Here is an 11,884-nt window from a genome sequence, read left to right as displayed (position 1 = left end):
ATGGCCGCCGTCAGCGTCGTTTTGCCGTGGTCAACGTGGCCAATCGTGCCGATGTTGACGTGCGGTTTGTTACGTTCAAACTTTTCCTTAGCCATCCTAGGGCGCCTCGTAGTCAATGGGGGCACCATAGCCCCGGTCCGATACGCGCGCTGATTTATGGGCTGGACACCGGAAAATCAAGCGCATCTTCGGTGGAAAGGCGGACGGGCCGCCTTATTCGTAGGGAGGCTGGAACCAGTCGGGGTTCTCTTCCAGCCATGTTTCGATCTGCTTGGCCGCCTGAGCGGACAGGATCTCGAGCAGACGTTCCTTCGTCGGGAAGGCGCCGGCGCCGTTGAATGCGGATATCACACTGATTTCGTGGGCTTCTTCGTTTAGCTTGCGGCCAAGCTGGTCATCCCACAGGGTCACGGTCATCAGCAGGATCGATTTCAGCGACGGCACGAGTGGCACGCCGGCGTCGAGCGAGGTCAGGAAGTAGCCGTCGACGCTCATGCCAAGGTGATACAGGCGGTCGCCTTCGTAGCGGCCGAAGCGGTCGTCGACGGCGCCTTCGATGGCGGCCTGCCATTCGGCCTCGGTCACTTTCATCGAGCCCGGCCCGACCGACGGTTTGCGCGCAACGACAAGGTTGTGGCCCAGCTTGAACGCGCCAAGGTCGACCGGCTTTTCATCAAGGTCGCTGCGCGGATCGCACCCGGCGAGAAACAGCGCCGCCGCAAGGAATGCGAGTGATTTCAAAGCCAGGTTCATGTGGACCCCTTCCGCCTGCGTTCCGACCGGATTATCCCAGCGCGCGACCCGGCGCAACGCTGGGGCAATCGGTACCGGCGCGCGGGCGGTCAAATCATGCGGATGACCTTGCGGTCGATCGCCAGCATGTAGCCCTTGCGCGAGATATTCTTCACCAGCATCTCGCTGACCATCTGGTTGCCGAGCGAATCCCGCAGCCGCTTGATCCGGGTCGCGCCGGACGCCTCGTCGCAGTCGGCGGCATCGCGCCCCGAGATCATCGCCTCGATCTCGGCGCCGGTCAGCATGTCCTGATCCATCCGCGCCTCGGCCAGCACGGCGAGCGTCTCGATCACGGCGCCGGTGAGGGTGAATTCGAGGTTGTCGTTCAGGTAGACCTTGTTCTCGTCCCGGCTGATCACCAGCGACGACACCTGCAGGCCGGACCGTTCGAACTGTGCGATGCGGCGGTTCAGCGTGGCGATTGTGACAAGAAACACCAGCGCGGCGATCAGCAGGGCGGTGGCAAAGATCAGCAGCACGAAGATGATCACCCGATAGCTGGCCAGCACCTCGGAAAAGGCGGCGCCGCTTTCGGCGAGGATACCCAGCAGCGTGGTCTCGGCGCTCGAATCGGGCGAGGTCAGGTCGTATTCAAGAAAGATGCGGTCGACGCGGTCCACGAAAGCGGTCGCGGTCGGCAGGTTCATGAAGAGAAGCACCGCGGCAATCGCCAGGATGCCCACGATGGCGGCAAGCCCGAAGGCAACCACCCGGCCGCCGGAGCGCCGGGTGGTCGAGATGTCCCGCCCGTTGTCTGAAAGGCTCATGACGCGAATCTACCCGCCGGGTGTAACCTTGACTATAGCCAAGAGCTGCATCCCCTGGCTGGCCAGGGCGCTTTCGACGATCGGCGTGGCGGCCCCGACGCTGCACGCGCTGTCGGGCACCGACATACGGGTGTGAACGTACTGGCTGCCCTTCTTCGCCTTGTACTCGACAGTGCAGGCCGCAGAGGCGGCGCTGCCGATCAAGGCCAGCGCGAAGGCAAGGAGGAGGGTGTGCTGTCTCATGGGCGGGACTTTGCCCAGTGTGGCGCTGTTATTCAATATCCACAGGGGCTTCGCGGCGTTGTCATCGGATAACACGGCGGCGGAATGGCGCTGTCATCGCATAACCGGGGGCCGATATTGCCTGACCGGATCGGAGTGTGGCGTCGTTGTGTTGTCAGCGGGATCGCCGAACGCACCCGGCGCCGCACACACCAGAAAGGACTGTCCGATGACCAAGAAGATTTTCGCCGCCGCGCTTGCCGCCAGCCTTGCCCTGACCGCCGCCACCGTGTCGCCGGCCAGCGCGCTGGATCGTGGCGAGACGACCCGCCTGATCCTGGGCGTGGGCACCCTGTTCGCACTGGGCCACGCGCTGAACCAGCACAACAAGGGCCGCACCAACGTGACCCGCAACACCCCGCCGCAGCGGTACGAGCCGCCGCGCTATCACAACCCGCCGCAGCGCTATAACCCGCCGCATCGGCACAACCCGCCGCACCAGCGCAACAACGTGGTTCGCGTGCCTGCCCACTGCATCCACGGCCGCGGCGGCAACCGCTGGGTCGATTGGCAGTGCGCCCGTCGCGCCGGCTACTGATAAACACCGAAACCTTCGAGCAGTGGTCCGGAGCCCCTTTCGGACCATGAAGGGAGAGCGGGCGCCTTTGCGGGGCGTCCGCTCTTTCCGTTCAGGGGGGCAGGCGCGTCCGGGGGCATTGCCCCTTGTCCGCCCCGGAACGATCGGTTTGATGGGCGCATGCCCCGTGCCATCCCAGATTTCACCCGCGAAACCGCCGCGCTTGCCCGTGGTGCCCTTTGGATCTGCGGCATCGACGAGGTGGGCCGTGGCCCGCTTGCCGGTCCCGTCACCGCCGCCGCCGTGCGGCTGGACCCGGACCGCATCCCCGAAGGCCTGACCGATTCCAAGCAGCTGTCCGAGAAGGTGCGCACGCGCCTCGCGGCCGAGTTGGAGGACTGCGCCGACGTCAGCATCGCCCATGCCACGGTGGAAGAGATCGACGCGCTGAACATCTTCCACGCCTCGCAACTGGCGATGGTTCGCGCGGCCGAGGGGCTGGGGCGCAAGACCGACTTGGCGCTGGTGGACGGGAAATTCGTGCCCAAGGGCCTGACATGCCCTGCCGAGGCTATCGTGAAAGGAGACTGCAAATCTCTTTCGATTTCAGCGGCTTCGATTGTGGCAAAAGTTTGTCGAGATCGTGTCATGTGGGATTTGGCGCAACAGCATCCCGGATACGGCTGGGACCGAAACGCAGGCTACCCGACGAAAGAACATCTGACTGCGCTCCGAAATCTGGGTGTGACCCCACACCATAGGCGTAGTTTCCGACCCGTGCACAATATCTTGTATCAAGAAAATTCTATAACCCCCTGATTCAATAAAGAATTTGACCGCGAATCGCCTTTGACTCAGACTTGTCCACAACAACATTCAGCGCCGTGGACAAGGTGCGGGGACAGAGGCAGCAATGGTCAAAACGATGAAGGGGGCAGCGATGGAGTTGCCGCTTAACCAGATAATTGCGGGTGACAGCATCGAAGTGATGCGGTCGTTGCCCGAGGCTTCGGTGGACCTGATCTTCGCCGATCCCCCTTATAACCTGCAGCTCAAGGCCGACCTGCACCGCCCGGACAACTCTCGTGTGGATGCGGTGGATGACGAGTGGGACCAGTTTTCCAGCTTCGCCGCCTACGACACCTTCACCCGCGAATGGCTGGCCGCCGCCAAGCGCCTGCTGAAGCCGCATGGCGCGATCTGGGTGATCGGGTCCTACCACAACGTGTTCCGTCTGGGTGCCGAGCTTCAGAACCAGGGCTTCTGGATCTTGAACGACGTGGTGTGGCGCAAATCGAACCCGATGCCCAACTTCCGCGGAAAGCGCCTGACCAACGCGCACGAGACGCTGATCTGGGCGTCGAAGGAAGAGGCCAGCAAGTACACCTTCAACTACGAAGCCCTGAAGGCGCTGAACGAAGGCATCCAGATGCGGTCGGACTGGGTCCTGCCGATCTGCACCGGGCACGAGCGTCTGAAGGACGAGAACGGCGACAAGGCGCATCCGACGCAGAAGCCGGAAAGCCTGCTGCACCGGGTGCTGGTCGGCACGACCAATCCGGGCGACGTGGTGCTTGACCCGTTCTTCGGCACCGGCACCACCGGCGCCGTGGCCAAGATGCTGGGCCGCGAGTTCATCGGGATCGAGCGCGAGGCGTCCTATCGTGCGGTCGCCGAGAAGCGGCTTGCCAAGGTGCGCAAGTACGACTCGACCGCGCTGGAAGTCAGCCGCGCCAAGCGCGCTGAGCCGCGCGTTCCCTTCGGCCAACTGGTCGAACGCGGCATGCTGCGCCCGGGCGAGGTTCTGGTCAGCCAGAACGGCAAGACCGCCAAGGTGCGCGCCGACGGCACGCTGATCTCTGCCGAGGCGTCGGGAAGCATCCATCAGGTCGGAGCCGCGCTGGAAGGCGCGCCGTCCTGCAACGGCTGGACCTACTGGAACTTCCATCGCGAAGGGCAGGTCGTGCCCATCGACGTGCTGCGCCAGCAGATCCGGTCCGAGATGCGCTAAGCCCGAGAGCTTTCCGAACAACAGAATACAGGAACTACCGCCGGTGCCTGTGGCCCACCGCCACGGCACGACTGACCCCGCTGACCCTATGGTCAGCGGGGATTTTTTGTTTTTGGACGCAGGATGGGGCTCTGGCGCCGTCGCACCGAAGCCGTGCTTGAGGGCAAGGCGTAAGGGGGCTCTGCCCCCGTCGCGCTGTGCGCGACTCCCCCGAGGTATTTTGAAAGAGAAGAAGCCGGATTGTGGTGTCAGATCGGGGACGGGTTGGAGCCCTGTTTGTAGGGGGTCCAGTCGTCGATGTCCGGGTAGAAGCGTTTCCGCCACGCGCGGACCTTCGGGTTCATGACCCGGCGCCACAGGGGCGGCACCATCGCGACCATCGCCATCACGGGATAGCCGAACGGAAGCTGCGGGGCCTCTTGCTCGGAATAGGTCTGAAGCAGCGGAAACCGGCGCGACGGTTTGTAGTGGTGGTCCGAGTGGCGCTGAAGGTTGATCAGCAGCCAGTTCGACGCGCGGTGCGAGGCGTTCCAAGAATGGCGCGGCAGGACGTGTTCGTAGCGCCCGTCGCCAAGGTGTTTGCGCGTCAGGCCGTAGTGTTCGACGTAGTTGGTCAGCTCCAGCTGCCAGATCGCCGAGATCGCCTGTACCACGAACAGGCCGAGCCCGGCCCAGCCGCCGATCGCCAGCGCGAGGCCGAGGGAGGCGAGTTGCAGGATCGCGTAGCGCCAGAAGGGATTCGTGCGGTGAAAGGGGCCAAGGCCCCGGCGCGCCAGCATCCGGGTTTCAGCGCGCCATGCCGAGCCGGGGCATTCGGCCAGCACCCGGACGAAGAAGCGATGGAAGCCTTCGTTGTATTTCGCGGTGACGGCGTCGGCGGGTGTGCCGACGTGGCGGTGGTGGACCAGAAGGTGTTCGGTGCGGAAGTGGCTGTATAGCACCGTGGCCAGCAGCAGGTCGCCCAGCCAGCGTTCAAGCCGGTTCCTCTGGTGCAGCAGTTCGTGGGCATAGACGATGCCGACGGTGCCGGAGATGATGCCGACGTCGAAGAAAAGCACCAGCTTTTCCCAAGTATCCAAGTGACCCGTCCGGGTCGCGTAGAAGATCGCGCCATAGATCACGATCGCCTGCACCGGGAACCAGATCATGGTGATCAGGCGGTACCAGAACAGCTGGCCATCCTCGGTTTCGGTGTCGGGGTTGTCCTCGTTCAGGCCGATGACCGCGTCAAGGATGCCGTACAGCCACCACGTGCACAGCGGCGGAAGGATCAGCGCCCAGCCGCCCTGCGCCGCCGCGATGGCGATCAGCGGTACAAGCGCGAGCGACAGCCAGAAGGGCAGGGCGCTGCGCAGGTCGCCGATGGGGCGGGCGGAGGACATGCTGGACGGCTCCGGTTCGGGTTCCGGCGCAGCATATCCGGGGCGGAAATGCGGGGCAATCGGGGTGGCGGTGGGTGTTCCCCTCGTGTCCTCTCCCCGTTTGCGGGGGGAGGGAAAGCTTGGCGGGCCTACCCCGAGCCGGGCGTAGCGGGATCAGTCCAGCGCGGTGACGGCCAGATCGTATGCCTTGCGCATTACCGTGGGCAGGGCGGCGGGGCGGAACTCGGCGCGGGGGACGAAGGTGCCACGGTCGGGGCGGGTGCCTGCGGGCACATCGGCCACGCGCAGGGCAAGGCGCAGGTGGAAATGGGTGAAGGTGTGCCGCACCTCTGCCCCCACGTCCCGCCAGCGGGCGTCCAGCGGCGGCGCCTCGGCGGGGGCGTCGTTCCATTCGCTGCCGGGCCAGCCCAGCATGCCGCCCAGCAGCCCCCGGTCCGGCCTCCGTTCCAGCAACCACGCGCCATCCGCGCGCCTTGCGAGATAGGCATAGCCCAGCCGCGTCGGCTTGGCCTTCTTCGGCGTCTTGCGGGGCAGGGTGGCCTGCACCCCTTCGGCGCGGGCGGTGCAGGGTTCCATCCACGGGCAGATGCCGCAGGCGGGGGATTTGGGCGTGCAGACCGTCGCGCCCAGGTCCATCACCGCCTGCGCGTGGTCCCCGGGACGGTCCTGCGGCGTCAGGCGCGCGGCCAGATCCGTCAGCTCGGGTTTCGCGGCGGGCAGCGGGGTTTCGACAAGGAACACCCGCGACATCACCCGTTCGACGTTGCCGTCCACCACCGTCGCCGGTTCGTCGAAGGCTATCGCGGCGACCGCCGACGCGGTGTAGGGACCGACGCCCGGCAAGGCGAGCAACCCTTCGCGGCTGTCCGGAAATTGCCCGCCGTGGTCCGCGACGACGGCGCGGGCGCATTTCAGCAGGTTGCGCGCCCGGGCGTAATAGCCAAGCCCCGCCCATTCCGCCATCACGTCGCCGTCCTCGGCGGCGGCAAGGTCGCCGACGGTGGGCCAGCGCGCCATGAAACGGTGGAAATAGTCCCGCACGGCGGCCACGGTGGTCTGCTGCAGCATCACCTCGGACATCCACACGGCATAGGGGTCGGGCCGCACCCCCGCACGCCGGTCCGCGGGGCCGACCCGCCACGGCATCACGCGGGCATGCCGGTCGTACCACGCCAGAAGGTCGTGGCTGAGCTGTTCGTCACGCAATGTTTATGGCTCCCTGACAGGCTTTCGGCTGGCGCTGCGCGCTCTGCGCCCGTTAGGATAACGTCGTGACCGAGGAGTTCCAGCGATGACCACAGGACCGTCCGGAAAGGCGCCCCGCCGCAAGCGCGGGTTCGAGCGCGCCTCGGGCCTGTTGTCGACGCGCATCCGCGAGGTCGGGGAGAAACGCGGTTTTGCCGTGTCGCGCGTCCTGACCCACTGGGCCGAGATCGTGGGCGCCGATGTCGCCGCGATCTGCCGTCCGGTCAACGTCAGTTATGGGCGGGGCGGATTCGGCGCGACGCTGACGGTGCTGACCACCGGCGCGCAGGCGCCGATGCTTGAGATGCAGAAGGACCAGATCCGCGAGCGGGTGAACGCCTGCTATGGCTACACCGCGATCGCGCGGCTCAGGATCACCCAGACCGCGCCGACGGGCTTTGCCGAGGGGCAGGCGGCCTTCGCCCCGGCCCCCGCGACGCCCAAGCCGCAACCCGCCCCAGAAGTCCGCGAGCGTGCCGCAGAGGCAAGCGCCGCCGTGGCCGACGATTCACTGCGCCGTGCGCTTGAAGCACTTGGCGCCAACGTACTCTCCCGACAGAAAGACTGACCGAGGACCCTTATGAACAAGATCCTTCCCTTTGCCACCGCGCTGGTGCTGGCCGCAGGCGCAACCGTGTTCTGGCCGAACGGCAATTCCGGCTCTAGCCTGACCGCGCTGGGCGCAGCGCAGGCGCAGGAAGGCGAGGTCGACACCTCGATCGTGACCGAGATGGCGCTTGGCGATCCTGACGCGCCGGTGACGGTGATCGAATACGCGTCGGCAACCTGCCCGCACTGCAAGAACTTTCACCTGACCGTCTTCGATGAGCTGAAAGAGAACTACGTTGACACCGGCAAGATCCGGTTCGTCTATCGCGAGGTCTATTTCGACCGCTTCGGCCTGTGGGCCGGGATGCTGGCCCGCTGCGGCGCGCCGCGCGGTGCGGATGCCGATCCGGCGCAGATCGAGGCGTCGCAGCGTCGTTACTTCGCAATCATGGACATGGTGTTCGAACAGCAGTCCGACTGGCTGAACGCCGACACCCCCGCTGGCATCGCGGATAACCTGTCGCAGATCGGCCGCACCGCCGGGCTGTCCGCCGAGATGGTCGACGAATGCCTGCAGGATGCCGACATGGCGCAGGCGATGGTCACGCTGTGGGAAGAAAATCAGGCGGCCGACGACATTACCTCGACCCCGTCCTTCATCATCGACGGGCAGAAGTACTCGAACATGAACTACGCGGACTTCTCCGCGGCGCTGGACGAACGTCTGCCCGAGGAATGATCGCAAGATGACGGCACCGCTGGACGGCCTTCGGGTCGTCGAACTTGCCCGTATCCTGGCCGGCCCCTGGGCCGGCCAGTGCCTGTCGGACCTTGGCGCCGAGGTGATCAAGGTCGAAAGCCCCGAAGGCGACGACACCCGCCGCTGGGGCCCGCCGTTCGTCGAGCGGGAAGGCGACCGGACAGCCAGCTATTTCCACGGCTGCAACCGGGGCAAACAATCGATCGCCGTCGATTTCCGCACCCCCGAGGGGCAGGACACCGTGCGCGCGCTGGTCGCCGACGCGGACATCGTGATCGAAAACTTCAAGGTCGGCGGGCTGGTGAAATACGGGCTGGACTATGCCAGCCTGTCGGCGCTGAACCCCGGCCTGATCTATTGCTCGATCACCGGCTTCGGGCAGGACGGCCCGTATGCGCACCGGGCCGGCTATGACTATATCATCCAGGGCATGTCCGGGCTGATGTCGATCACCGGCGAGCCCGACGGCCAGCCGCAGAAGGCCGGCGTGGCGATAACCGACGTGTTCACCGGCATGTACGCGGCGACTGCGATCCTCGCGGCTGTGCACCAGCGGCACGCGACGGGCCGGGGCCAGTGGATCGACATGGCGCTGATGGACGTCGCCGCCGCCGTCACCGCGAACCAGGCGATGAATTACCTGACCACCGGTGTCGCGCCAAACCGGCTGGGCAACGCGCATCCGAACCTCGTGCCCTATCAGGTGTTCGACTGCGCCGACGGGTATATCATCATCGCCGTCGGCAACGACGCGCAATACGCGCGGCTGTGCGACTTGCTTGGCGTTCCGGCGCTGGCCCTTGAAGCCTATGCCACCAACGCGGGGCGCGTCGGGAACCGCGAAGCCTTGGTGCCGCTTCTGACGGCCGAAACGGTGAAATGGACCAAGGCCGATCTGCTGGCGGGCTGCGAAACAAAGGGCATCCCCGCCGGGCCGATCAACGACATGGCCGAAGTGTTCGAAGACCCGCAGGTCAAGGCGCGGGGGCTGCAACTGTCGCTGGACGGCGTGCCCTCGGTGCGGCCGCCGTTCCGGTTCTCGGACGCAGAACCTCGGCTGGATGCGCCCTCGCCCAAGCTGGACGAGCATGGCGAGGCGATCCGGGCCTCTCTGAAAAAGGGCTGAGGTTTAGGTGCCGCCCCGGCTGATCTTGCCGCCGCCGACCGGGGCCGGCACGCCGGTGGTGCCCGGTGCGCTGGTCGGCAGGCCGCGCGCCACGCGGGCGGCAAGATAGGCGAAGGCCTGCGCCTCCAGCATGTCGCCATCCAGCCCTGCCGCCTCGACCGGCTCGACCGGGCAGGGCAGGGCGCGTGCCAGCCCGGCCATCATCGCCCCGTTGAAACGCCCGCCGCCTGTGACCAGCAGCTGCGAGGGCGGCGCGGGGCAATGTTCCATTCCGCGCGCCACGGCGGCGACGGCGCAAGCGGCCAGCGTCGCGGCGGCGTCGGCGTCGGACAGATCGGCCACCGCCCCGGCAAGGTCGGGAAAGTCGTTCCGGTCCAAGGATTTCGGCGGCATGCGCAGGAAATACCCTTTTTCGAGAAAGCGCGCGACGACGCCTTCGTCGATCCGTCCCGAGGCGGACAGCGCGCCGTCCTCGTCCCGGTCCAGCCCCAGACGGGACTGCATCAGGTCGTTCAGCGGGGCGTTGGCCGGGCCGGTGTCGAAGGCAAGACAGGCGCCCGGCACATCGGGGCCGGGCTGTGACGGGTCGACCCACGTCACGTTGCCGACGCCGCCAAGGTTCAGGAACGCCAACGGGTCGCGCGCGCCGATGTGGCGGGCACAGGCGAAATGGTAGAACGGCGCCAGCGGCGCACCCTCGCCGCCCATCTCGACATCGGTGGACCGGAAATCCCAGATGACGGTCTTGCCCAGCACCTCGGCCAGCAGCGCCCCGTTCCCGGCTTGGTGCGTGCCGCGCCCGCGCGGGTCGTGCGCCAGCGTCTGGCCGTGAAAGGCGATCAAGTCCGCCTGCGGGAACTGCGACATCAGCTCGGCATGGGCGGTCTCGACCACCTCGGCTGCGGCCTCGACCTCAGGCGTGCCGGGCCAGTGGCCCAGCGCGGCGCGCAGCACGGCGCGTTCGGCGTCGGAATAGGGACGGTATCCGGTCTCTCCGAACCCTTCGATCCGCTGGCCGTCGGTCAGCACGATCGCCGCGTCCACACCATCCAGCGAGGTGCCCGACATCGTGCCAAGCACGCGGACCGGAGCGGTGATCTTCATGCCTTCCCCTTTGCCCCCTTGGCGCGTACAAGTGCGCCGCACATGAAACACTGGACCGAAACGCAATGACCTACCACCCGAAATCCGATTTCCTGGGTGTGATCATCGAGCGGGGCTTCCTCGCCGATTGCACCGATCTTCAAAGCCTCGACGAGGCCCTGATCTCGGGTACGGTCCCCGCGTATATCGGCTATGACGCCACGGCGCAGTCGCTTCACGTTGGCCACCTGCTGAACATCATGCTGCTGCGCTGGTTCCAGAAATGCGGCCACAAGCCGATCACCCTGATGGGCGGCGGCACCACCAAGGTCGGCGACCCGTCGTTCCGGTCGGACGAGCGTCCGCTGCTGGGCCCGGAACAGATCGACGCGAACATCAACGGTATGCAGCAGGTCTTCGCCAAGTACCTGGACTACGGCGCGGGCGACAGCGACGCGCTGATGCTGAACAACGCGGAATGGCTGGACGGCCTGAACTATCTCGAGTTCCTGCGCGACATCGGTCGCCACTTCTCGGTCAACCGGATGCTGTCGTTCGAAAGCGTGAAATCGCGGCTCGACCGCGAACAGTCGCTGTCGTTCCTCGAATTCAACTACATGATCCTTCAGGCCTACGACTTCCTCGAACTGAACCGCCGCTATGGCTGCCTGCTGCAGATGGGCGGCTCGGACCAGTGGGGCAACATCGTCAACGGCATCGACCTGACCCGCCGCGTGCTGGATCACGAGATCTACGGCCTGACCACGCCGCTGCTGACCACCTCGGACGGGCGCAAGATGGGCAAAAGCCAGGGCGGCGCGATCTGGCTGAACGCCGACATGCTGTCACCCTACGAGTTCTGGCAGTTCTGGCGCAACACCACCGACGCCGACGTGGGCCGGTTCATGAAGCTGTACACCGAGATCCCGGTCGACGAATGCGACCGCCTTGCCGCGCTGGGCGGGTCCGAGATCAACGACGCCAAGATCGTGCTGGCCAACGCGGTGACCACCCTGTGCCACGGGGCCGAGGCCGCCGCCGCCGCCGAGGCGACCGCGCGCGAGGTGTTTGAAAAAGGCGGCGTTGGCGATGACCTTCCGACGCTGGCGCTGACCTCGGCAGAGGTGGGCGACGGCATCTCGATCGTGCAGCTCATCGTCAAGTCGGGGCTGGCGAAATCCGGCAAGGAGGCCAAGCGCCTGATCGCCGACAACGGCGCCCGCATCGACGACGCGCCGCTGACCGACGCGGGCCTGATGCTGGACGCGGCGGCGCTGGCCTCGCCCGTCAAGCTGTCGGCTGGCAAGAAGCGCCATGCGCTGGTGAAGCTGGGCGACTGACGCCCGCTTCTTCTCTTTGAAAATACC

Annotated in this window: 14 protein-coding genes; 7 read left to right on the top strand and 7 right to left on the bottom strand. The window is 66.1% G+C overall.

Going from position 1 to position 11,884, the window contains the following annotated elements; genetic code table 11:
* From P1K30_RS21585 to P1K30_RS21570, 4 genes are all read right to left on the bottom strand, one after another.
* Nucleotides 1-95: GTP-binding protein (locus P1K30_RS21585; RefSeq protein ID WP_034866829.1), on the bottom strand; the 95-nt coding region annotated here is incomplete at its 3' end.
* Nucleotides 96-213: 118 nt separating this feature from the next.
* Nucleotides 214-741 carry a hypothetical protein gene (locus P1K30_RS21580; protein WP_275634863.1) on the bottom strand — a complete coding sequence of 176 codons (528 nt, stop codon included), beginning with the start codon at nt 739-741 and terminating at the stop codon, nt 214-216.
* Nucleotides 742-842: 101 nt separating this feature from the next.
* Nucleotides 843-1,562 carry a hypothetical protein gene (locus P1K30_RS21575; protein ID WP_275634862.1) on the bottom strand — a complete coding sequence of 240 codons (720 nt, stop codon included), beginning with the start codon at nt 1,560-1,562 and terminating at the stop codon, nt 843-845.
* Between the two features lie 9 nt (nt 1,563-1,571).
* Nucleotides 1,572-1,805: a hypothetical protein gene (locus P1K30_RS21570; RefSeq protein WP_275634861.1), complete on the bottom strand. Its 234-nt coding sequence runs from the start codon at nt 1,803-1,805 to the stop codon at nt 1,572-1,574.
* Between the two features lie 208 nt (nt 1,806-2,013).
* Between P1K30_RS21570 and P1K30_RS21565 the strand changes: the two genes are divergently transcribed.
* From P1K30_RS21565 to P1K30_RS21555, 3 genes are all read left to right on the top strand, one after another.
* A complete protein-coding gene (locus tag P1K30_RS21565) occupies nt 2,014-2,382 on the top strand; it encodes a hypothetical protein (RefSeq protein ID WP_275634860.1) in 369 nt (122 codons plus the stop codon).
* A 159-nt stretch (nt 2,383-2,541) separates the two neighbouring features.
* Nucleotides 2,542-3,180, top strand: a complete 639-nt coding sequence (locus tag P1K30_RS21560; RefSeq protein WP_275634859.1) for a ribonuclease HII — start codon at nt 2,542-2,544, stop codon at nt 3,178-3,180.
* Between the two features lie 94 nt (nt 3,181-3,274).
* Complete coding sequence (locus P1K30_RS21555; RefSeq protein WP_275634858.1) at nt 3,275-4,372, top strand: site-specific DNA-methyltransferase; 1,098 nt, start codon at nt 3,275-3,277, stop codon at nt 4,370-4,372.
* A gap of 248 nt (nt 4,373-4,620) precedes the next feature.
* Here the strand turns inward: P1K30_RS21555 and P1K30_RS21550 are convergent, their stop codons facing one another.
* Together P1K30_RS21550 and mutY are read right to left on the bottom strand one after the other, a co-directional pair.
* Nucleotides 4,621-5,754: an alkane 1-monooxygenase gene (locus P1K30_RS21550; RefSeq protein WP_275634857.1), complete on the bottom strand. Its 1,134-nt coding sequence runs from the start codon at nt 5,752-5,754 to the stop codon at nt 4,621-4,623.
* Between the two features lie 153 nt (nt 5,755-5,907).
* Nucleotides 5,908-6,960 carry an A/G-specific adenine glycosylase gene (gene mutY / locus P1K30_RS21545; RefSeq protein ID WP_275634856.1) on the bottom strand — a complete coding sequence of 351 codons (1,053 nt, stop codon included), beginning with the start codon at nt 6,958-6,960 and terminating at the stop codon, nt 5,908-5,910.
* A gap of 85 nt (nt 6,961-7,045) precedes the next feature.
* On the opposite strand from mutY, the gene P1K30_RS21540 reads away from it, so the two are divergent.
* The 3 genes from P1K30_RS21540 to P1K30_RS21530 are packed head-to-tail and all read left to right on the top strand — an operon-like array spanning nt 7,046 to nt 9,434.
* A complete protein-coding gene (locus P1K30_RS21540) occupies nt 7,046-7,567 on the top strand; it encodes a DUF721 domain-containing protein (RefSeq protein WP_275634855.1) in 522 nt (173 codons plus the stop codon).
* A 12-nt stretch (nt 7,568-7,579) separates the two neighbouring features.
* The gene (locus P1K30_RS21535; protein ID WP_275634854.1) at nt 7,580-8,287 is read left to right on the top strand and encodes a DsbA family protein; all 708 of its coding nucleotides are present in this window, start codon (nt 7,580-7,582) and stop codon (nt 8,285-8,287) included.
* Between the two features lie 7 nt (nt 8,288-8,294).
* Nucleotides 8,295-9,434, top strand: a complete 1,140-nt coding sequence (locus tag P1K30_RS21530; protein WP_275634853.1) for a CaiB/BaiF CoA transferase family protein — start codon at nt 8,295-8,297, stop codon at nt 9,432-9,434.
* A 3-nt stretch (nt 9,435-9,437) separates the two neighbouring features.
* Here the strand turns inward: P1K30_RS21530 and P1K30_RS21525 are convergent, their stop codons facing one another.
* Nucleotides 9,438-10,538, bottom strand: coding sequence for an anhydro-N-acetylmuramic acid kinase (locus P1K30_RS21525; RefSeq protein WP_275634852.1), 1,101 nt, complete (start codon nt 10,536-10,538; stop codon nt 9,438-9,440).
* Between the two features lie 65 nt (nt 10,539-10,603).
* Here P1K30_RS21525 and tyrS point away from each other — a divergent pair, with 65 nt between their 5' ends.
* Nucleotides 10,604-11,857: a tyrosine--tRNA ligase gene (tyrS, locus tag P1K30_RS21520; protein ID WP_275634851.1), complete on the top strand. Its 1,254-nt coding sequence runs from the start codon at nt 10,604-10,606 to the stop codon at nt 11,855-11,857.
* The last annotated feature ends 27 nt before the right edge of the window (nt 11,858-11,884 follow it).

The sequence above is a fragment of the Psychromarinibacter halotolerans genome, assembly GCF_029168315.1.
In the GTDB taxonomy this organism is placed as follows: Bacteria; Pseudomonadota; Alphaproteobacteria; order Rhodobacterales; family Rhodobacteraceae; genus Psychromarinibacter; species Psychromarinibacter halotolerans.
This window is presented reverse-complemented; position numbering and strand designations above follow the sequence as displayed.